Annotated in this window: 20 protein-coding genes; 13 read left to right on the plus strand and 7 right to left on the minus strand. The window is 69.3% G+C overall.

Translation table 11 applies throughout. From position 1 onward, the window contains the following. Positions 1-113: 113 nt before the first annotated feature. On the minus strand, positions 114-386 hold the full coding sequence (locus tag QGN17_RS07560; RefSeq protein ID WP_281043875.1) for a hypothetical protein: 273 nt from the start codon (positions 384-386) through the stop codon (positions 114-116). Between the two features lie 165 nt (positions 387-551). Then, positions 552-1,292: a triose-phosphate isomerase gene (gene tpiA, locus QGN17_RS07565; protein WP_390902640.1), complete on the minus strand. Its 741-nt coding sequence runs from the start codon at positions 1,290-1,292 to the stop codon at positions 552-554. Positions 1,293-1,449: 157 nt separating this feature from the next. On the opposite strand from tpiA, the gene QGN17_RS07570 reads away from it, so the two are divergent. The 9 genes from QGN17_RS07570 (at position 1,450) to lexA (ending at position 11,269) form a co-directional block, all read left to right on the plus strand. Beyond that, complete coding sequence (locus QGN17_RS07570) at positions 1,450-3,399, plus strand: peptidyl-prolyl cis-trans isomerase (protein WP_281043876.1); 1,950 nt, start codon at positions 1,450-1,452, stop codon at positions 3,397-3,399. A gap of 26 nt (positions 3,400-3,425) precedes the next feature. Beyond that, entirely contained in the window at positions 3,426-4,928 is a 1,503-nt protein-coding gene (gene trpE / locus QGN17_RS07575) for an anthranilate synthase component I (protein ID WP_281043877.1), read from the plus strand. A gap of 74 nt (positions 4,929-5,002) precedes the next feature. Next, positions 5,003-6,397 carry a methyl-accepting chemotaxis protein gene (locus tag QGN17_RS07580; protein ID WP_281043879.1) on the plus strand — a complete coding sequence of 465 codons (1,395 nt, stop codon included), beginning with the start codon at positions 5,003-5,005 and terminating at the stop codon, positions 6,395-6,397. 78 nt (positions 6,398-6,475) lie between these two features. Continuing rightward, on the plus strand, positions 6,476-7,075 hold the full coding sequence (locus QGN17_RS07585; RefSeq protein ID WP_281043880.1) for an anthranilate synthase component II: 600 nt from the start codon (positions 6,476-6,478) through the stop codon (positions 7,073-7,075). Then, positions 7,072-8,079 carry an anthranilate phosphoribosyltransferase gene (gene trpD / locus QGN17_RS07590; protein ID WP_281043881.1) on the plus strand — a complete coding sequence of 336 codons (1,008 nt, stop codon included), beginning with the start codon at positions 7,072-7,074 and terminating at the stop codon, positions 8,077-8,079. Before QGN17_RS07585 ends, trpD begins: the two co-directional genes overlap by 4 nt. Then, complete coding sequence (gene trpC / locus QGN17_RS07595) at positions 8,079-8,870, plus strand: indole-3-glycerol phosphate synthase TrpC (RefSeq protein ID WP_281043882.1); 792 nt, start codon at positions 8,079-8,081, stop codon at positions 8,868-8,870. Before trpD ends, trpC begins: the two co-directional genes overlap by 1 nt. Then, complete coding sequence (moaC, locus tag QGN17_RS07600) at positions 8,867-9,334, plus strand: cyclic pyranopterin monophosphate synthase MoaC (protein ID WP_281043883.1); 468 nt, start codon at positions 8,867-8,869, stop codon at positions 9,332-9,334. Before trpC ends, moaC begins: the two co-directional genes overlap by 4 nt. Beyond that, a complete protein-coding gene (locus tag QGN17_RS07605; RefSeq protein ID WP_281043884.1) occupies positions 9,331-10,533 on the plus strand; it encodes a molybdopterin molybdotransferase MoeA in 1,203 nt (400 codons plus the stop codon). The genes moaC and QGN17_RS07605 overlap by 4 nt, the downstream gene beginning before the upstream one ends. A 55-nt stretch (positions 10,534-10,588) precedes the next feature. Further along, on the plus strand, positions 10,589-11,269 hold the full coding sequence (gene lexA / locus QGN17_RS07610) for a transcriptional repressor LexA (protein ID WP_281043885.1): 681 nt from the start codon (positions 10,589-10,591) through the stop codon (positions 11,267-11,269). Positions 11,270-11,337: 68 nt separating this feature from the next. Here the strand turns inward: lexA and QGN17_RS07615 are convergent, their stop codons facing one another. From QGN17_RS07615 to QGN17_RS07625, 3 genes are read right to left on the minus strand one after another with little or no spacing between them, the layout of a single operon-like run. Further along, positions 11,338-11,898, minus strand: a complete 561-nt coding sequence (locus QGN17_RS07615; protein WP_281043886.1) for a GNAT family N-acetyltransferase — start codon at positions 11,896-11,898, stop codon at positions 11,338-11,340. A 4-nt stretch (positions 11,899-11,902) separates the two neighbouring features. Continuing rightward, positions 11,903-12,262, minus strand: coding sequence for a hypothetical protein (locus tag QGN17_RS07620; RefSeq protein WP_281043887.1), 360 nt, complete (start codon positions 12,260-12,262; stop codon positions 11,903-11,905). Beyond that, on the minus strand, positions 12,204-14,513 hold the full coding sequence (locus QGN17_RS07625) for a ComEC/Rec2 family competence protein (RefSeq protein ID WP_281043888.1): 2,310 nt from the start codon (positions 14,511-14,513) through the stop codon (positions 12,204-12,206). The genes QGN17_RS07620 and QGN17_RS07625 overlap by 59 nt, the downstream gene beginning before the upstream one ends. 86 nt (positions 14,514-14,599) lie before the next feature. Here QGN17_RS07625 and gltX point away from each other — a divergent pair, with 86 nt between their 5' ends. From gltX to QGN17_RS07645, 4 genes are all read left to right on the plus strand, one after another. Further along, positions 14,600-16,024 carry a glutamate--tRNA ligase gene (gene gltX / locus QGN17_RS07630; protein WP_281043889.1) on the plus strand — a complete coding sequence of 475 codons (1,425 nt, stop codon included), beginning with the start codon at positions 14,600-14,602 and terminating at the stop codon, positions 16,022-16,024. Between the two features lie 65 nt (positions 16,025-16,089). Next, positions 16,090-17,376: a citrate synthase gene (locus tag QGN17_RS07635; protein WP_281043890.1), complete on the plus strand. Its 1,287-nt coding sequence runs from the start codon at positions 16,090-16,092 to the stop codon at positions 17,374-17,376. Positions 17,377-17,508: 132 nt separating this feature from the next. Further along, entirely contained in the window at positions 17,509-18,111 is a 603-nt protein-coding gene (locus QGN17_RS07640; RefSeq protein WP_281043891.1) for a VOC family protein, read from the plus strand. A gap of 72 nt (positions 18,112-18,183) precedes the next feature. Then, positions 18,184-18,849: an FABP family protein gene (locus QGN17_RS07645; RefSeq protein WP_281043892.1), complete on the plus strand. Its 666-nt coding sequence runs from the start codon at positions 18,184-18,186 to the stop codon at positions 18,847-18,849. On the opposite strand, the gene QGN17_RS07650 is transcribed toward QGN17_RS07645, so the two are convergent. Further along, entirely contained in the window at positions 18,803-20,200 is a 1,398-nt protein-coding gene (locus QGN17_RS07650; protein WP_281043893.1) for a sensor histidine kinase, read from the minus strand. The two genes, QGN17_RS07645 and QGN17_RS07650, sit on opposite strands and share 47 nt — an antisense overlap. Further along, positions 20,200-21,288: a DUF2336 domain-containing protein gene (locus QGN17_RS07655; protein WP_281043894.1), complete on the minus strand. Its 1,089-nt coding sequence runs from the start codon at positions 21,286-21,288 to the stop codon at positions 20,200-20,202. The genes QGN17_RS07650 and QGN17_RS07655 overlap by 1 nt, the downstream gene beginning before the upstream one ends. Between the last annotated feature and the right edge of the window lie 70 nt (positions 21,289-21,358).

Raw genomic sequence — 21,358 nt, forward strand, 5'->3', positions numbered from 1 at the left:
GCGCATCGCCACCGCCCGAAGAGATGCACCGCGCGTTGATCAGGAGCGCGACACTTGCCGTAGTGATTAACCCAACTGGTTATAAATGTCAAGCTGCTGCCCACTCCGGCGCATCATTCGCCCTGAACGGCGCGGTGAAACCGTCCTTCGATGACGTCGATCTTCTGCTGAATGAACTGATCATGCTCCGGAGTCAGCGTGCCTCCATCCGCCGCCTGCAGCTTCTGCGCCTGCGAACGGAGCGCGATCATCTGCTTCTTATAGTCTCGAAAATCGGCGTTGGCGGCGGGCCGGTAGGTGTCGGGCTGATATGTCGCGCCCGGAGGATCGGCCCGTCCGGCCGCAACCGACATCGCCGCAGTGATCATGACGAGCAGATTTGTCATCTCGCAATCGACCCCATCTTTTCGCGCGATCGGATCCGACCACGCGACGCCGAACGACAGATAAGTCCGTACATGGAACTAATATTCCGTCAGTCCAGTTGCAAGCGAACCGCCGCTTTTTACGGAATGCCGAGCGCCGCGCTCGCCCCGCAGGGAGGCTCCGCCCTACACCGCTGCCGCCTCGATGATCGGCACGAACGCCGCCGCCGTCAGGCTCGCGCCGCCGATCAGGCCGCCGTCGACGTTGGCGACCGCCAGCAGGTCGGCCGCGTTGGCGCCGGTCATCGATCCGCCGTAGAGGATGCGCACGGCCCCGGCGCGCTCGCGGCCGAGCAGATCTTCCAGCATGGCGCGGATCATCGCGTGCATCGCGCCGACATCTTCCATCGTCGGCGTGCGGCCGGTGCCGATCGCCCAGCGCGGCTCGTAGGCGACGACCAGCACGTCCCCGCCCGCGACCGGCAGCGATCCGCTGAGCTGCGCGGAGACGCGCGCCTTCGCCTCGCCGGCGTCGCGCTCCGCCTCCGTTTCGCCGACGCAGACGATGGCGGTCAGCCCGGACGCGATCACCGCCTCCGCCTTGGCCTTCACCTGCGCATCGGTCTCGCCCTGCGCCGCGCGACGTTCGCTATGGCCGACGATAACGATCCTGGCGCCGGCCTCCACCAGCATCCCGGCGGAAATGCATCCGGTGAACGCGCCCTTCTCGCCAGCGTGGCAATCCTGCCCGCCGATCGGCAGCGCGGGCGTGCGTGCGGCGGCACGCTCGATCAGCGTGAAGGGCGGGCAGATCGCGACATCGACCTCCGGCGCGGCCTCGGCGGCGGCGGCGATTCCGTCCAGCTCCGAGAGCGATTCCCGGCTGCCGTTCATCTTCCAATTGCCCACGATCAGCCGCTTGCGCATCAACGTCCCCCGAAAATGTCCTGTATCGGACAAAAGCCGATAGCGAGCGACGCGCGGCAGCGCCAGCCTCGCCGCCCGCTTCAACTTGTCGAGGGCGTCCGGCCGCTCTAGGGGAGGCAGGCTCAAGGCTTCGGCTCATTCAGTTTCGGGAACCCCCATGCTCTCCATCTTCCGCAACAACCCCAAGCTCGTGGTGGTGATCTTCTCGCTCGTCGCGCTGGCCTTCATCGCGACCGGGGTGATCACGCATGAGATGCCGGGCATGGGGGGCAGCAGCAGCGGTTCGAGCGCGGGCGCAATCGCCACCATCGGCGACGCGACCGTGACGCCGGAGGATCTCGAACAGCAGGTGCGCAACCGCTACCAGCAGGCCAGCCAGCAGCAGCCGGGCCTCGACATGGCGAGCTTCATGGCGGCGGGCGCCTACGATGCGATCGTCGACCAGTCGATCGGCGCGACGGCGCTGGAGCAATATGCCCGCAAGATCGGCCTCGTCGCCAGCGACAAGCAGATCGACGGCCAGATCGCGGGCATCCCCGCCTTCCGCGGGCCGGACGGCAAGTTCAGCCAGGCCGCCTATGAGGCCGCGCTCCAGCAGCAGCGCCTCACCGACAAGGCGGTGCGCAGCGACATCGCCGGCACCATCCTGCGCCAGATGGTCTACCTGCCCGCCACCGGCGCGATGACGCTGCCGGACGGTCTGGTGAAGCCCTATGCCAACCTGATCATGGAAACCCGCGCGGGCGAGATCGGCTTCGTGCCGGTCGCCGCGATCCAGGGTGGCGCTGCGCCGACCGACGCGGAACTGCAGGGTTTCTACAAGAGCCACATCGCCGCCTACACCACGCCCGAGAAGCGCGTGCTGCGCTACGCCATGATGGGCCGCGATCAGGTGGCGGCGAAGGCGATCCCCACCGACGCCGAGATCCGCAAGCTCTACGATTCCACCCCCGACAAGTACGCCGCACGCGAAACCCGCGATCTGGCGCAGGTGGTGCTGCCGGACGAGGCCAAGGCGAAGGCGTTCAAGGCGTCAGTCGCCGGCGGCAAGAGCTTCGCCGAGGCCGCGCAGGCCGCCGGCTTCAACGCTGCCGACACCGCGATCGGCGTCAAGACGCAGGCCCAGCTCGCCCAGCAGGTCGGCGCGGCCGTCGCCACCGCCGCCTTCGCGGCGCCCGACGGCGGCGTCTCCGATCCGGTGAAGTCGGATTTCGGCTGGGTCGTGGTGAAGGTGAACAAGGTCAACCACGTCGCCGCCACCACCTTCGACGCGGCCAAGGCGCAGATCGCCGCCGATCTCGTCAAGTCCAAGCAGGACAAGGCGCTCGCCGATCTCGTCGCCAAGGTGCAGGACGCGATCGACAACGGCCAGGGCTTCGCCGACGTCACCAAGAACAATGGCCTCGCCATCGTCGAGACGCCGGCGCTCACCGCCGGCGGCATCGCGCCCGACCAGCCCGCTTTCAAGCCCTCGGCCGATGTGCAGCCGCTGATCGCGCCGGGCTTTAAGACCAACCCGGACGATCCCGCCTCGGTGCAGACCGTTCTGCCCAACGAGCGCTACGCGCTGCTCGCTGTCGGCCATGTCACGCCCGCCGCTCCGATCCCGTTCGCGCAGGTGAAGGCCCGCGTCGCGGCCGATTTCACCGCGTCGCGCGCCAACGATCAGGCCAAGGCGATCGCCACCGCGATCCAGGCGAAGGTGAAGGCCGGCACCAGCATGGCCGATGCCTTCAAGGCGGCGCCGGTGAAGCTCCCCGCGGTCAACGCGACGCAGGGCCGCCGGATGGATCTCGCCCGCCTGCAGGGCAATGTGCCGCCGCCGCTCGCCGCTTTGTTCCGCACCACGGTCGGCTCCGCGCAGATCGTCGCCGCACCGGGCGGCCAGGGCTGGTACGTCGTCCACGTCAGCAAGGTGACGCCGGCCGACGACAAGGCGCTCGCGCCCGCCACCCAGGCCTCGCGCGGCGACCTGCTGCAGGCGGCCAACGACGAATATCTGGAGCAGCTCGCCGGTTCGGCCAAGATCGCGGTCGGTACCAAGCGTGACGACGCCGCCATCATGGCGCTGCGCCTGAAGCTGCTCGGCGCGACGCCGGCCCAGTGAACCGAACGCCAGTGAATCCAAGGGGCGTGAGCGATAGCGCCGCCGATCGGCGCGCCGCCGAGGCGCTGGCCTCCGGTCGCCCGGCGCTCGTCTGGCGGCGGCAGATCGCCGACACCGAGACGCCGGTTTCCGCCGCGCTCAAGCTGATCGAGCCGGGTCGCGGCGACTATCTGCTCGAATCGGTCGAGGGCGGGCGCACGCGTGGCCGCCACTCGATGATCGGGCTGGCGCCGGACCTCGTGTTCCGCGCGCACGGCCGCGACGCCGCGATCAATCCGCACTGGCTGACCGACCGCGAGGCGTTCGGCCCGTGCGAGGGCGACAGCCTCGCGGCGCTGCGCGCGCTGGTCGGGCGGTGTCGGATGGACGTGCCTGAGGGTCTGCCCAAGGCGCTCGCCTGCCTCGTCGGCTATTTCGCCTACGAGACGGTCGGACTGGTCGAGGATCTGCCCCGCCCCGCCCCCAATCCGCTCGACCTGCCCGACATGCTGTTCGTGCGGCCGAGCCTGATCCTGCTGTTCGATCGCCTGACCGACGAACTCTTCTGGGTCGCCCCGGTGTGGCCTGATGCGGGCGGCACCGTCGGGCAGGCGGTGGAGCGGATCGAGGCGGCGCAGGCGCGGCTGGCGCAGGCGGTGCCGGCCTCCTCCCGCCTCGCTGCCGTGCCCCAGGATGGCGGCCTGACGCCCAATCTCCCGGCCGGCCGCTATGGCGAGATGGTCGCCACCGCGAAGGAGTATATCGCCGCCGGGGACATCTTCCAGGTGGTGCTGGCGCAGCGCTTCACGCGCCCCTTCCCGCTGCCGCCCTTCGATCTCTACCGGGCGCTCAGGCGGGTGAACCCCTCGCCCTTCCTCTATTTCCTCGATCTGCCGGGCTTCGCGCTGATCGGCTCCAGCCCCGAAATCCTCGTCCGCGCCCGCGACGGCGAGGTCACGATCCGCCCGATCGCCGGCACCCGTCCCCGTGGCAGGACCGACGCCGAGGACGCCGCGCGCCGCGAGGAGCTGCTCGCCGATCCCAAGGAGCGCGCCGAGCATCTGATGCTGCTCGATCTCGGCCGCAACGATGTCGGCCGGGTGGCGGCGGCGGGTACGGTGACGGTGACCGAGAGCTATACGGTCGAACTCTACAGCCACGTCATGCACATCGTCTCGAACGTGACGGGCCGGCTCGACCCGAAGAAGGATGCGATCGACGCGCTGCTCGGCGGTTTCCCGGCGGGCACCGTCTCGGGCGCGCCCAAGGTCCGCGCCTGCGAGATCATCGCCGAGCTGGAGCCGGAGACGCGCGGCGCCTATGCCGGCGGCGTCGGCTATTTCTCGCCCGACGGATCGATGGACAGCTGCATCGTACTGCGCACGGCGGTGGTGAAGGACGGCGTGATGCACGTCCAGGCTGGCGCCGGCATCGTCGCGGACAGCGATCCCGCTTCCGAACAGCGCGAATGCGAGGCCAAGGCCGGCGCCCTCCTCGCCGCCGCGCGGGAGGCGGAGGCACGGGCGGCGGACGCGGGATTTGGACAGTAACTCGTCCCGCCGCAAACCGGGCTCAAACTTAACCATCCTTTAGTCGTAACCATCGCAGAACCGGCGCCATGTTCATGGACAGTGGCCCGACCCAACTCGCGAACACCGTGCGCCGGGCGGCCAAGCTGTCCGGCGACCTCGGTATCCGCACGCTCGATCTGCAGGCGAACATCGCCGCGCTCGCCGAGCGGGTGACCGAACAGGCCGCGACGGTCGAGCGGATCGGCCTCGATACCGATCGGCTGGAGCGCGACCAGCAGGCCGTCGGCCTCGCCGCGCGCGAAGCCAAGGAGAAGGCATCGGCCGCCACCACGGTGATCGACGCATCGACCCGCCGCCTGTCCGCCGCCAACGCCAACGTCGTCGAACTGATCGATCAGGTCAGCCAGATCCACGCCGGCCTCGGCAGCTTCAACGCCGCGCTGGCGTCGGTCGCGCAGGTGACGGAGGCGATCAGCCGCATCACCAGCCAGGTCAACCTCCTCGCCCTCAACGCCACGATCGAGGCGGCGCGCGCGGGCGATGCCGGCCGCGGCTTCGCGGTGGTTGCGCAGGAGGTGAAGAAGCTCGCGCTGGAAACGGCATCGGCCACGCAGAAGATCGACCAGGCGGTGAAAGGCCTGACCAATGAGGCCGACGTGATGCTCCATCGCATCGAGAGCGGCGTCGACAAGGCGCGCGCCGCGCACACCGGCACCCGCCAGATCGAGGCGATGACCGCCGAGGTTGGCGGGCTGATGATGGGCCTCAGCGACAATGCCGACGCGGTCGCGCGATCGATGGAATCGGTGGTCGGCGCGGTTTCGGGCGTGCGCCACGGCATCGATGCGCTGGGCGACACCAGCAGCGAGAACGCGACCGATCTCAACCAGCTCAGCAAGCTGCTGAGCAGCGTGTCGGACGACACCAACGTGCTGCTCCAGTATATCGCCGAGAGCGACGTCGATATTCCCGATTCGCCCTACATCCGCTTCGCCACCGGCATGGCGGCCGACATCTCGGCCAGGATCGAAGGCGCGATCGCTGATGGCCAGGTGACGCTGGCGGAGGTGATGAGCGAGGATTACCGGCCGATCGCAGCCAGCTATCCGCAGAAATACAATCATCCGGTGGTGCCGTTCGTGGTGCCGGCCGCGCGCCCGCATCAGGAAGCGGCGCGTGCGCTGCCCGGTTTCTTCGGCCTCTCCGTATCGGATCGCAACGCGTTCGGCGCGGTCGCCATGCCGGAACGGTCGATGCCCGAACGCGCCGATCGGGCGTGGAACGAGGAATATAGCCGCCACCAGCAGATGTTCACCGACGAGACGACGCGTCGGCAGTGCAAGACGACCCAGCCCTTCCTGATCAAGGCCTATCGCCGGCCCGTGGCATCGGGCGGGGTGATCCTGCTCAAGCAGGTGATCGCCTCCATCCATGTCGACGGCCGACACTGGGGCATCCTCCAGCTCGCCTATCAGGATCAGGGCTGACCTCTTCCCCTCTCCGAGCTTTGCTCCGAGAGGATTTTAGTTTCTTGCACCGACGCCCCACCGCGCTAAGTCGCGATCATGATCCTCGTGCTCGACAATTACGACAGCTTCACCTGGAACCTGGTTCATTACCTCCAGGAGCTCGGCGCCGCCGTCGAGGTGGTACGCAACGACGCGATCGGCGTCGGCCAGGCGATGTCGAGCGGGGCGGAGGCCTTCCTCATCTCGCCCGGCCCCTGCACCCCCAACGAAGCCGGGATCAGCCTCGATCTGGTCGCCGCCTGCGCGGAGGCCGGCAGGCCGCTGCTGGGCGTCTGCCTCGGCCACCAGGCGATCGGGCAGAGCTTCGGCGGCACCGTGGCCCGCGCGCGCCAGCTGATGCACGGCAAGACCAGCCGCGTCGTCCATGACGGCACCGGGTTGTTCGAGGGTCTGCCCTCGCCCTTCACCGCGACGCGCTACCACTCGCTGATCGTCGAGGAGGGCGATCTTCCGTCCGCGCTGATCGTCAATGCGCGCAGCGAGGACGGCACGATCATGGGCTTCCGCCACGAAAGCCTGCCGATCCACGGCGTGCAGTTCCACCCGGAGAGCATCGCGACCGAGCATGGCCATGCCATGCTGGCCAATTTCATGCGGTTGGCCGGCATATCGGTGACGGAGCGTGAAGTCGCATGAGCATCGTCGCGCTGCTCCCCGATCCCGCCACCCCGCTCGAGTTCGAGACTGCCGAGGCCGCCTTCGCCGACATCCTCGACGGCCGGGTGCCGGAAGAGGCGATCGCCGCCTTCCTCACCGGCCTGACGATGCGCGACGAGACCGCCACCGAGATCGCCGCCGCCGCCCGCGCGCTGCGCGAGCGCATGGTCGAAGTGACGGCCCCGGCCGGGGCGATCGACGTCTGCGGCACCGGCGGCGACGGCGCGCACAGCCTCAACATCTCGACCGCCGTCTCGATCGTGGTGGCGGCCGCCGGCGTGCCCGTGGCCAAGCACGGCAACCGCGCCGCCTCCTCCAAGGCGGGCGCCGCCGACACGCTGGAGGCGCTGGGCCTGAACCTCGATCGTGCCGCAGCGACCGCGCAGGAGTCCCTGGAAGAACTGGGTTTGTGCTTCCTCTTCGCGCAGACCCATCATCCCGCGCTCGGCCGGCTGGCGAAGGTGCGCAAGGCGATCGGGCGGCGGACGATATTCAACATCGTCGGCCCGCTCTGCAATCCGGCGCGCGTCACCCGCCAGTTGATGGGCGTTGCGCGCACCGACTATCTCGGCACCGTCGCGCGCGCGCTCGATCTGCTCGGCACCGAGAGCGCGATGATCGTGGCCGGTGACGAGGGACTGGACGAGCTTTCGATCGCGGGCGGCAGCCGCATCATCCGCTTGGGCGACTGCGGTGGCCCCGATCTTTGGCGCGAGGAGCATGTCGTGCCCGGCGATGTCGGCGTCGAGCCGCACCCGCTCACCGCGATCCGGGGTGGCGACGCCGCTTACAACGCCGCGGCGCTGGCGCGACTTCTCCAGGGCGAAACCGGGCCGTATCGCGATGCGGTGCTGCTCAACGCGTCCGCCGCGCTGATCGTCGCGGGCCGCACCACCGATTGGCAGGAGGGTGCCGACATCGCCGGTGCCGCGATCGACGACGGATCGGCCGAAGCCCTGCTCCAGCGCTGGATCGCCTTCTGATGGGAACCGTGCTCGACAAGATCCTAGACACCACGCGCGCCGAAGTGGCGCGCCGCAAGGCCGAAGCCCCGCTCTCCGCGATCGAGGCGACCGCGCGCGCCCAGCAGGCTCCGCGTGGCTTCGCGGCGGCGCTGTCGCGCAAGGCCGAAACCGGCCATGCACTGATCGCAGAGATCAAGAAAGCATCGCCTTCCAAGGGGCTGATCCGGGCCGATTTCGATCCGCCCGCCCACGCTCGCGATTACGAGACCGGTGGCGCTGCCTGCCTCTCGGTACTCACCGACAAGCCCTTCTTCCAGGGCGACGAGGCGTATCTGGTCGCAGCGCGCGCGGCCTGCGCGCTGCCGGCGATCCGCAAGGATTTCATGGTCGATCCCTGGCAGGTCGCCGAGGCGCGCGCGATCGGCGCGGACGCGATCCTGATCATCGTCGCCGCGCTCGACGACGGCGCGATGGCCGAGATCGAGGCTGCCGCGATCGACCACGGCATGGACGCGCTGGTGGAAATCCATGACGAGGCCGAGCTGGAGCGCGCGCTCCGCCTCCGCTCGCGGTTGATCGGCGTCAACAATCGCGACCTGCGCGACTTCTCGGTCGATCTCGGACGGACCGAATCCCTTGCGAAACTCATGCCGCAAGGCACGCAAATTGTTGCCGAAAGTGGCCTCACGGCCAAGGCGGATCTCGATCGGCTGGCGGCGGCGGGCGTCCACCGCTTCCTCGTCGGGGAGACGCTGATGCGGCAGGCCGACGTCGCTCTCGCGACGCGCGCATTGCTGACCGGGGCATGAGCCGCCTCACCCATCTCGACGATCAGGGCGCCGCCCGCATGGTCGATGTCTCGGCCAAGCCCGCCACTGCGCGCGAGGCGACCGCGACCGGGCGCATCGCCATGTCTCGGCAAGCCGCGACGGCTATCCGCGACGGCGCGGTGAAGAAGGGCGACGTGCTGGCGGTCGCACGCGTCGCTGGCATCATGGCGGCGAAGCGCACGGCGGATCTGATCCCGCTCTGCCACCCGCTGCCGATTTCCGGCGTGACGCTCGATCTCTATGCCGGCGACGACGGGGTGATCGCGACGGCGACCGTGCGCACCACACATAACACAGGCGTAGAAATGGAAGCGATGTCAGCGGTTTCCGTCGCATTGCTCACCATCTACGACATGGCCAAGGCGCTCGATCGCGGGATGGTGATCGGCGAGGTGCGGCTGCTCGCCAAATCGGGCGGGCGCTCCGGCGACTGGCGGGCATGAGCCTCTTGCCGGTGGCGGAGGCGCAGGCGCGGCTGCTCGCGCTTGCCGCCCCCCTCCCGGTCGAAACGGTGCCGCTGGTCGATGCGGTCGGCCGCTGGACCGCCGGAAACGTGCTCGCGCTCCGCGATCAGCCGAGCCGCGACCTCTCCGCGATGGACGGTTATGCGATCCGCTACGCCGAACGGCCCGGCCCGTGGACGGTGATCGGCGAAAGCGCGGCCGGAGGCGGGCTGGATCGCCCGCTCGGCACCGGCGAGGCCGCGCGGATCTTCACCGGCGCCCCCGTGCCGGACGGCGCCGACTGCGTGCTGGTGCAGGAAGAGGCGGAACGCGCGGGCGACCGGCTCACTATGAACGGCGAAGGGCCGCGCCGAGTTGGTGGCAACATCCGCCCACAAGGCACTGACTTCAAAAGCGAAACAATCTTGATCGCCGAGGGTCGGAAGATCGACGGCCGGCATGTCGCTCTCGCCGGCATCGGCGGCCATGCTACCGTCACCGTCCGCCGCCGCCCTCGCGTCGCGCTGATCTCGACCGGCGACGAGCTGGTGCCGCTGGGCCAGCCGACACCCGGCGCGAACCTGCCCGCCTCCAACGCACCGATGCTCGCCGCGCTGCTCGCCGGCCGGCCGGCGGAGGTGCGCGATCAGGGCATCGTGCCCGACGATCTCGACCGGATCGCCGCCGCCTTCCGCACCGCAGCCGCGCAGGCCGACATCATCGTGACAACCGGCGGCGTCTCCGTGGGCGACCGCGATCTCGTCCGCCCCGCGCTCGAGAAAGCCGGCGCACGGCTCGATTTCTGGCGGGTCGCGATGCGGCCGGGCAAGCCGCTGCTCGCCGGTACGCTGGACGGCGCGATCGTGCTCGGCCTGCCCGGCAATCCGGTGTCGAGCTACGTCACCGCCTGCCTGTTCCTGCTGCCGCTGATCGCGCAACTGGGCGGCGCGGCCGATCCGTTGCCCCGCCCCCGTACCGTTACATTGGGCGCGGCCCTGCCCGCCAACGGCCAGCGCCAGGATTATCTGCGCGCGCGTATCGAAAACGGCCTCGCCTTCGCGCCCGACGGGCAGGATTCGGCCGCGCTGATGGCGCTGGCGGCGGCGGACGGGTTGATCGTTCGTCCCCCGCATGTTCCGCCGGCCGCGATCGGGGAATCGGTGGAAATGCTCGATCTCCGCGACGCTGGAGGGCATTGACAGGTTCGTTTCGGTTTCCTACACGTTCGCCATCCGTTCCAGACAGGAATTGGCGATGCTGACGCGCAAGCAACACGAACTGCTCCTCTTCATCCACGATCGCCTCGCCGAAAGCGGCGTGTCGCCCTCGTTCGAGGAAATGAAGGAGGCGCTGGACCTCAAGTCGAAATCCGGCGTGCACCGCCTGATCCGGGCGCTGGAGGAACGCGACTTCATTCGCCGCCTGCCCAACCGGGCACGTGCGCTGGAAGTGTTACGGATGCCCGAGCGGGTGATCCCGGCCAAGCCTGCGGCGGCGGCCAGCCCTCCCGCGCCGGCTTCGGTAGCACCCAAGATCCCGACCGCCGCCAACGACAGCGTGATCGAGCTACCGCTTCATGGTCGCATCGCCGCCGGCGTTCCGATCGAGGCGCTGGAGGGTCAGGCGACGCTCCCCGTCCCCGCAGCGCTGCTCGGGCCGGGCGAACATTATGCGCTGGAAGTGTCGGGCGACTCGATGATCGAGGCCGGTATCCTCGACGGCGACTATGCCCTCATCCGCCGCACAGAGACCGCCCGCGACGGCGAGATCGTGGTCGCGCTGGTCGACGAGGCCGAGGCGACGCTCAAATATTTCCGCCGCGAAGGCCAGATGATCCGGCTCGATCCGGCCAACCACGCTTACTCGCCGCAGCGTTACCAGTCCGGGCAGGTGCGCGTGCAGGGCAAGCTGGCGGGGCTTCTGCGCCGCTATTGAGTGGAACGGGGTTTGGAAGAGCTTTGGCCGGAACGGCTGGGTGGCACGCGGTTGATCGGGGATCGCCTTCAGCGAAGCAGGCGCGACAGGTCGCGCCAGCCATAAGCGATTTCGACGAGCGTCGCGCCGCTCTGCCCGTCCACGCGTTCGCTTATGAGTTCAGCCTCCAGCGCAGTGTAGAAGGCACGCGCGGCGACATTCTCGCGAAGCACCCAGAGGCTCACCGCCTGATGCGCCTGGAGTAATAACCTCCGCGCCATCGCCGCCATCAGCAAGCGCCCCACGCCGCGCCCGTGATGGGAGCGTAGCACGTACAGCGCGCCGATTTCGCTGCTGAAGCCCGCTTCGGCCAACGCCTCGTCACGCTGCAGGCCGCATGCGCCGAAGCCGATCAGGTTTCCCTGATCCTCCGCCACGAAAAGGCCCACGCAACCCGCCGCCTGCGGATCGGCGAGAACCCGGCTCCACATGGTTGTGCGCGCATCCACGTCGATGATCGAAAGCATCTCGTCCGGCATCAGACCGGCGTAGGTTTCGCGCCACGAGGCAACATGCACCGCGGCGATCCGGCCGGCATCCCCGTCCGTTGCCTCCCGAAGCGTCATGCTCCCCGTCGCGCGGCCGAGCACGGCGCTACCCCGCGTCGCAGGCGGTGATGATCGGGAAGGTCCGCTCTGGCTGCTGGTCGATCGTGTAGCGGACGGTACGGCAGCCACGCGCGTCGGCGGTCGGGCTGGGGACGGCATAGCCGGCGAGGCCCGCGTCGGACCAGCGCTGGGTCTGGCCGGTCTTCAACGCGCGGTGGATCGCGTCCTTCACCGCCTGCGAGCCGAGCGGGTTGATGCCGCCGTCGTTGCCAGCCGGCACGGCCGCCGCGTTGCTACCACCGCTGGCCGCGCCGTTCGCGGCGACGGCAACGGCCGGCCCCTGCCCGTTATCGGGCGTTTTCGAGCGGTCGCTGCAGGCCGCCAGCGTCAGCAGGGCCGTCGTCATCAGGGCCATCGTCGCGCCAGGGATCGCGCGCCGCCCAGGCACGCTTGGTGTAGGACGGGTCGGAGCGAGGGGGTGAAGCCGGGTCATGATCGGGCGGCAGCATGGCCCACGGGTGCGCGCCCTGCAACTCCGCGACGCTGGTCACGCCCGGCCGCGCGAGTTGAATGGCGAGGCCGCCCGTCCGGCGGAGCAGCGTCGGGTCGGCCTTGATCCAGCGCGGTCGGCACCAGTCCGGCAGGCGCCGGTCGCTCGCGACGATGTCGGCGGCGGCGCAGGCCGGCTCCATCACCGCGCGATCGATGCGATAGGCGCTGCGCGTCGCCAGCAGGCGCCAGACGCGATCGCCCCGCACGATCAGCGCGGCGCAACTGTCCGGCCCGCAGCGCGCGCCTGGCAGATCGTCCAGCGCCACCGCCTCGTCGCCCTCGCGCCCGGAGAGTTCGGAGAGCGTGTCGCGCATATAGTCGCCGGTCCGTTGGCGCAGCAGCGCAATGCGGCCGTCGGCTCCGCGCACCGCCAGATGCCGCCCGTCACCGGTGATGAAGATGTCGGCGGGGTGCGCCGCCAGCGTCATCGCCATCCCGATCGCGATCGGCAGCAGCCCGAGCAGCCGCGCGCGCGTCCGCCACAGCGCCAGCCACAGCCCGCCCGTCGCGACCAGCGCGAAAGCCGAGCGCGACATGGTCGGCACGAAGGTGACGGCGCCGGGCAGCGATCCCACGGAATGCGCAATCCACAGCAGGAGCGCGAGCGCCTTGCCCGTCATCCACCAGAAGGGCGCGCCCAGACCGACGATATCGGCGAGCAGCGCCAGTGCCTCGGCCGGCATGATGACAAAGGTTGTCAGCGGGATGGAGACGATGTTGGCGGCGGCACCGTAGAGGCCCGCGCGGTGGAAATGGAAGATCGCGATCGGCGCCAGCGCCGCCTCGACGACGAGGCCGGTGAGCAGCAGCGCGACAAGTTCGCGCAGCAGGCGGCGGGGCCACGCCTCCTCGCGCTTTTCAAAAGTCACGCGGACCCAGCGCAGTTCGTGAAGCGCAACGATCGAGAGAATCGCGGCGAAGCTCAGCTGGAAGCTCGGGCCGGCCACCGCCTCCGGCCAGAACAGCACGCAGACCAGCGCGCCGGCCGCGACAAGCCGGAGTGTCATCGCCTCGCGCCCCAGGGCGACGCCGGCCAGCACCACCAAAGCCGCGATCAGCGAGCGGACGGTCGGCACCTCGGCCCCGGTCAACAGCGTGTAGCCGGTCCCCATCACCGCACCGCAGCCGGCCGCGATCAGCAGCAGCGGCGCGCGCAGGGCAAGGCGCGGCCAAAGCGCTAGCAGGCGGAGCGCCAGCACCATCGTCGCACCGACCGCCGCGGTGAGATGCAGGCCGCTCACCGACAGCAAATGGGCGAGGCCGGAACGGCGGAACGCCTCGTTATCGTCCTGCGTCACGGCCCCCATGTCGCCGGTGATCAGCGCGGCGGCGACGCCGTTCTCGCCGGGCGGCAGCTTCGACAGGATGTGCGCGGTGAGCGCGATGCGCATATCGGCGAGCCATTGCGACGGGCGCGAAGGCGGCGCGGGACGGACCAGCGTCACCGGATCGAGCGCCTTGCCGGTCGCGGCGATCCCGCCGAACCAGGCGACGGCGGAATAATCGTAGGCACCCGGCACGGCGGCCGAGGGCGGCGGCACCAGCCGCGCGCGGATCGACACGATGGCGCCGGGCATCAGCCCCGCCACCGCATTCTCGATCGGCACGTTGATGCGGATGCGGCTTGGCAGGGGGGCGTTCGCCGACGCGCCCTTCCCCTCCGTCACCAGGGTTCGCGGCAGCAGCGTCAGCCGTATCGCCCCGCGCGCCGGCAGCGGCTCGACCCGCTCGATCGTAGCGGTGAGTCGGGCGACCCCGGCGCGTGCCAGCGGCGTCACGCCGACACGTTCCGCCTTCCACCAGACCAATCCGCATCCTGCCGCCACGGAGAGCCCGAAGATCGCGACCGCCCGCCCCGTCCGGCCACCCCGCCCGAAGGCGAAGCCGACGAGCGCCAGCGCTGCCATCGACAGCAGCAATCCGGCCCAGGCGCGCACCCCCGGCAGCCAGAACCAGGCCGCGACTCCAGCCACGAGGCCCACCGGCAGCCACAGCGGCAACTGCGTCCGCTCCGCCTCCAGCCAGGCCTCGAGTCGCGCGGGAATCGCCGAAAGCGCCCGGAAACGGCCCTCCTTCAGGCCAGTTTGCCGGGCACCGAACGCCATGCTAGGGCCGCGCGCGACATCCCCCATGGGTGTTCAGTGTGGAGAAAGCCTGCGTGGGTGCAAGCGACGACAAGAATGATTCGACCATGACGGCAACGACGGCGCCGGTGGTCACCCGTTTCGCCCCCTCGCCTACCGGATTCCTGCACATCGGCGGTGCGCGCACCGCGCTGTTCAACTGGCTGTGGGCGCGCCACACCGGCGGCAAGTTCCTGCTGCGGATCGAGGATACCGATCGCGCGCGGTCGACCCAGCCGGCGATCGAGGCGATCCTCGACGGCATGAAGTGGCTCGGCCTCGATTGGGACGGCGACGAGGTCTACCAGTTCGCCCGCGCGTCCCGCCATGCCGAGGTGGCGTTCGACCTGCTCGAGCGCGGCCATGCCTACAAATGCTTCGCCACCGCCGAGGAACTCGCCGAGATGCGCGAGCAGCAGCGCGCGGCCAAGCTGCCGATGCGTTATGACGGGCGCTGGCGGAACCGCGATCCGAAGGAGGCACCCGAGGGGGCGCCCTTCGTCGTGCGTCTCAAGGCCGAGACCGAGGGCGAGACCACCATCCACGATCTCGTCCAGGGTGCCGTCACCGTCCGCAATTCCGAGCTGGACGACATGGTGCTGCTCCGTTCGGACGGCACGCCGACCTACATGCTGGCCGTGGTGGTCGACGATCACGACATGGGCATCACCCACGTCATCCGTGGCGACGACCATCTCAACAACGCCTTCCGCCAGCTCGGCATCATCCGCGCGATGGGCTGGCCCGAGCCGATCTACGGCCACGTGCCGCTGATCCACGGCGACGACGGCGCCAAGCTCTCCAAGCGCCACGGCGCGCTGGCGGTCGATGCCTATCGCGACGAGATGGGCATCCTGCCCGAAGCGCTCAACAACTACCTGCTGCGCATTGGCTGGGGCCATGGCGATGAAGAACTGATCGACCGCGACCGCGCGATCGAAATCTTCGACGTCGCCGGCATCGGCCGCTCGCCCGGCCGCACCGACAGGAAGAAGCTCGAAAACGTCAACGGCCACTATATCCGCGCCGCCGACGATGCCCGGTTGACCGATCTCACCGCGCCCTTCGTGGCGCAGAAGATCGGGCGCGACCTGACAGCGGAAGACATCGAGCTTCTGCGCCGCAGCATGGGCGTTTTGAAGCCCCGCGCCAAGGATTTGCTGGAATTGGCGGAGGGTGCGACTTTTCTTTTTCGCACTCGCCCCCTAGATATGGAGGACCGCGCGCTGGCCCTTCTGGAGGGCCAGGGCGAACAACTGCTTGCCGCCGTGACGTCGGCGCTGTCGTCCGCCCCATGGACGAACGAGGCGCTGGAAGAAGCGGTGCGCGGCGTGGCCGAAGAGGCCGGCGTCGGGCTCGGCAAGGTGGCGCAGCCGCTGCGTGCGGCGCTCACCGGCCGCACCACCTCGCCCGGCATCTTCGACGTGCTGCTGTTGCTCGGACGCGACGAGAGCCTCGCACGGCTTTCCGACCGGATGACGATGGCGAAATGATCTGACGGCGCCGTTGGGCCCGGTCCTCGGGCTCGCGAACGGCGCCCTTTTGGAGGACGAAGAACATGGCTGACGGAACCGCCAAGCTGGCGCTCGGCGACAACAGCTCCGACTACCCGATCATGTCGGGCACGGTCGGCCCGCAGGTGATCGACATCCGCAAGCTCTACGGCAACACGGACATGTTCACCTACGATCCGGGCTTCACCTCCACGGCGAGCTGCGAATCGGGCCTCACCTACATTGACGGCGACAAGGGCGTGCTGCTCCACCGCGGCTACCCGATCGACCAGCTGGCCGAACAGTCGAGCTTCATGGAGGTCGCCTACCTGCTGCTCAACGGCGAACTGCCGTCGAAGACCGAGTTCGACTCGTTCAACAACCACATCACGCGTCACACGATGGTGCACGAGCAGCTCGCCAGCTTCTTCCGTGGCTTCCGCCGCGACGCGCACCCGATGGCGATCCTGTGCGGCGTGGTCGGCGCGCTCTCGTCCTTTTACCACGATTCGACCGACATCAACGACCCCAAGCAGCGCGAGATCGCTTCGCACCGCATGATCGCCAAGATGCCGACGATCGCCGCGATGGCGTACAAATATTCGGTCGGCCAGCCCTTCGTCTATCCGGACAACTCGCTGAGCTATACCGAGAATTTCCTGAAGATGACCTACTCGGTGCCCGCCGAGGAATATGAGATCGATCCGGTCATCGCCTCCGCGATGGACAAGATCTTCATCCTCCACGCCGATCACGAGCAGAACGCCTCGACCTCGACCGTGCGCCTCGCCGGTTCGTCGGGCGCCAACCCGTTCGCGTGCATCGCGGCCGGCATCGCCTGCCTGTGGGGCCCGGCGCACGGCGGCGCCAACGAGGCAGCGCTCAACATGCTCCGCGAGATCGGCACGCCGGACAAGATCCCAGAATATATCGCCCGCGCCAAGAACAAGGACGATCCGTTCCGCCTGATGGGCTTCGGCCACCGCGTCTACAAGAACTTCGATCCGCGCGCGAAGGTGCTGTCGAAGGCCGCGACCGAGGTGCTCGACAAGCTCGGCATCAACGATCCGGTGCTCGATACCGCCCGCGAGTTGGAGCAGATCGCGCTCAAGGACCAGTATTTCATCGACAAGAAACTCTACCCGAACGTGGACTTCTATTCGGGTGTGATCCTGTCGGCGATCGGCTTCCCGACCACGATGTTCACCGTCCTCTTCGCGCTCGCCCGCACCGTCGGCTGGGTCGCGCAGTGGAACGAGATGATCACCGATCCGGCGCAGAAGATCGGCCGCCCGCGCCAGCTCTACACCGGCCCGACGCAGCGCGACTACGTGTCCGTCGACAAGCGCTGACCCTAAGCACAGCGATAAGGAAGGGGCGGTCGCTTACGCGGCCGCCCCTTTTCGTTGGCTGATACAAGCGCCAGTTTACCGCAGCCGCCACGCCATGATCCCCTCCCCGCCAGACAAGAACGGGAGAGAGCGATGGCGGAGACGGCATCCGAGACGCGCACGCTGTTCCAGCAGGCCTATTTCGTGAACGATCTGGGCGAGGCGGCGACGCGCTGGTCCACCTTGTTCGGCGCCGGTCCCTTCTTCGCGGCGCGGCATCACCAGACCGACGAGTTCAGCTATCGCGGCAAACCGGTCGAGGCCGATGTCAGCTACGCCTTCGGCTATCTTGGCGACACGATGATCCAGTTCATCGAACAGCATGACGAGCAGCCGTCCATCTACCGCGACATGTATGCGCGTGGGCAGGAAGGCTTCCACCACATCGCCTATCTGGTCCGCGATTTCGCGGGCGAGCGGCAGCGCCTGCTCGCCATGGGGTGGGAACTGGCGTGCGAGCTGTACGCCGACGGCGTCAACGCCGCCTATTTCGATACCCGCGCGGCGACCGGCGGCTTCACCGAGATCCATGGCGACCCGCCGCATATCCTCGGCATGTTCGGCCTGTGGAAGCGCGCGCACGAGCGGCGCGATCCGGACGGCCCGGCGCTGATCGAATATGAGCAGTGGCAGGCGCCGACCGACGACGGCGCGCTCTATTACCAGTCGGTGCCGATGCTGCCGCTCACCGCCTGACGCTCCCGGCGGGCGTTGGTGCGCTCGCCGCGATGCCTTATGCTGGTGCCGTCACCCGACGGAGCCACCCCGATGAACCCCTTTCCGCACGATATCTTTACCGAGCCGAGCGACGTCGATCCGGACACGCTCGCCAATCTCGGCCCGCTGACCCGGCTGGCGGGGCGGTGGGAAGCGCAGAAGGGCGTCGACATCAATCCCAAGGCCGAAGCGCCCGAACGCCGCGTGTTCATCGAACGCGTGTCTTTCGATCCGATCGATCCGCAGACCAACGGGCCGCAGCTCTTCTACGGGCTGCGCTACCACATCCACATCACGACCAGGGAAGAGGAGATCACCTTCCACGATCAGGTCGGCTACTGGTTGTGGGAGCCGGCGACGGGGCTGATCCTGCAAACGCTGGCGATCCCGCGCGGGCAGGTCGCGCTCGCCTCCGGCCGGGGCAAGGCGGGCGATGACACACTGACGCTCACCGCGACGCGCGGGCAGACCGAATATGGCGTCTGCTCCACCGCCTTCCTCGAATATGGCTTCCGCACGGACAGCTACACGATCGCCATCACCTTCGATGGCGACGATGCGTGGAGCTACGACATCAAGACGATGCTGACCGTCCACGGCCGGGCGGAGCCGTTCGAGCACCACGACACCAACACGCTGAAACGGGTCGCGGCGGGCAAGCCCAATCCGCTCAAGCAGATCCTCGATCGGCGATCGGCGAAACCACCGGCAGCGTGAAGACGAAGCGGGCGCCCTCGCCGGTCGCGCTTTCGATCGCGATCTCGCCGTTCATCGCGCGGGCGAGGCGGCGGGAGATGTAGAGGCCGAGGCCGGAGCCAGGCTCGCGCGCACCCAGCCGCTCGAACTTGGCGAAGACCAGCTCTCGGTTTTCAGCCGCGATCCCCTGCCCCTGATCGGCGACGATGATCGCCACCATGCCGGCGCGCGGCTCGGTCGAGACGCGGATGGTGGAGCCTGCGGGGCCATAGCGCACCGCATTGCCGATCAGGTTGACCAGAACCTGCAACGCGCGCTTGAAATCGCCGGTCGCGTGCAGCGCCTCCGCGATGTCGGGCTGCTCGATCCGCATGTCCTTGTCGTCGGCGCGTACCGAGAGCAGGCCGGCGGCGCGGCGCGCGAGATCCGCCATGTCGAGCGGCTCATGCTCCACCTCGATGTCGGCGCGCTCCACCGCCTCCAGGTCGACGAGGTCGTCGATCAGGCCGAGCAGGTGGCGCCCGGCGTTGGCGATATCGCCGGCATAGCCGTTATAATCGGCACGGACCGGGCCTTCGTCCTGCTCGCGAATTTGCTCGGCGGTCGCGACGATGCGGTGGATGGGCGTGCGGAGCGCCGTCTCCAGCCGCCGCGCGAAGGCGCTGCGCGCGTCGTTGGCCGGCTGCGGCACCACAGGTGCCGGCTCGGGATCGGGAATGGCGAAGCCGCCGCCGCGAAAGCCGGTGAGCGTGCCGCCCGATCCGTAGATCGGCACGCCGGCCAGGCGGTAGCGGCGGGTCGATCCGCGCAGCGTCACGAACTGGTCGGCGAACCCCTTCTGGTTGGCGAGCGCCTCCAGCAGGGGCGGCCCGGCCTCCGTGCTTTCCTCCAGCACGAACAGCCGGGTCAGCGCATCGCCCAGCACCGGGCTGGAGCTGGCGCCGGACAGCGCCGCCATGCCGGCGGCCGACAGCGAGGAGAGGCGCAGCGCCGCATCGGTCTCCCAGGTCCAGTCGGCCTCGGCACGCAGGAAATCGGCGTCGCGATCGTTGTGCGGCGCGGATGGGCTGGCGAGGCCGGCGGCGCGCGGCGTCCAGCCCGCGATCACTAGATCGACCATCAGCCCATCGGGCTTGGCGCGCACCCACAGATCGAGATCGTCGTCGCCATCCGCCGCCAGCACGGCACGCGAGACGGGGATGGAGAGGCGCCGCGCGAGGCGGGCGAGTGCTGCGAGTTGCGGCACGGCCAGCGGCCCGCCCGGCTCTCCGCCGGCCCGCGACTGCAGATCGGCGAGCGCCGGATCGGCGGCGATCAGCCGGCCGTCGCCATCGACACGGCCATGGACCGGATTGTGCTCCAGCCCCTGCATCAACGGCCCGTCAACGCGGCGAGCGCATCGCGATAATGCGGTTCGAGGCGGGCGCGGCGCACCTCGGCGCGGGCGCGCTCGACGGTCAGCGCATTATAGCCTTCGACCAGGGTCGCGGCGTGATCGGCGGGATCGGCCCCGAAACCGCGATCGAGCGCCAGCGCGAGGGCGAGCACCATTGCGGCGGCGATGCCGCGCTCCACCTCGCAGGCGCGCAGCAGCACGGCGAAGCGGGCAGCGTCGGTCAGCATCGCGCGGGCATCGTCGAACGGGATGCCGACACGCACCGCGAGCATCCCGGCCAGACTGGCGACGCGCCCGGCGGCCAGCGTACCGGCGAGCAGTGCGTCATCGAGCTGGCGCGCGCCATCGACGCGGTGGGCAAGGCGCATCGCGGCGGGCGCGATCCCCTCTCCATCGTCGATCGCGGCGAGCGCGCGCGAGACGGCGGCACCGGCGGCGCGGTGGACGACGGCTTCCTCGCCGCCCTGCGCCAGAGCGCGATCCGCGAGGCAGGCGGCGACCTGCCAGAACAAGGCGTGGCGATCCTCGGCAGGAACGTCGTGGAGCGGCAGAAGCGGATCGCCGGTGCGCTCGATCCGCGCGGCCTCGGCGGCGCGCACGGCGAAGCTCTCGGCCGCGAATTCGCCGCCGATCGGATCGAGCCGCTGCGCGCCCGGCCCCTCGATCTCGCCCGCCCCGCGCACCAGCGCGGCGGCGAGGCGATGCTCCTCCGCGCGCAGCAGCGCGGCGGCGGCGATGCCCGATCGGGAGAGCAGTCCGGCGGCGATGAAGCGCTCGCCCAGTTCGCCGGTCGGGCCGTCGTTCAGCATCGGCTCGGCGGTGCGCAAGGCCAGTTCGGTGGCATCGATGGTCGCGCGGATCAGTTGTCCGGAGCGCGCGCGCATCTCGTCGTCGATACCGAAGGACGGCGGGCGGGCCAGCTCGATCCCGGCGGCGGCGACGCGATCGCCGAGCAGCGCCTCAGCCCCATGGGCGGCGGACAGCAACGCCTCGCCGGACGGCAGGGGGCCGGACGGCGAAGCGCCCGATGGCGCGAACGGGGACGATGGTTGCGGCACGCTCATGGCAACACCCCTAGCGGGACGTCGTTAACACCTGACTAAGCATGGACCGCCACCCCGTCCCGCTCAACGG

It is taken from the genome of Sphingomonas oryzagri, assembly GCF_029906645.1.
GTDB lineage: Bacteria > Pseudomonadota > Alphaproteobacteria > Sphingomonadales > Sphingomonadaceae > Solisphingomonas > Solisphingomonas oryzagri.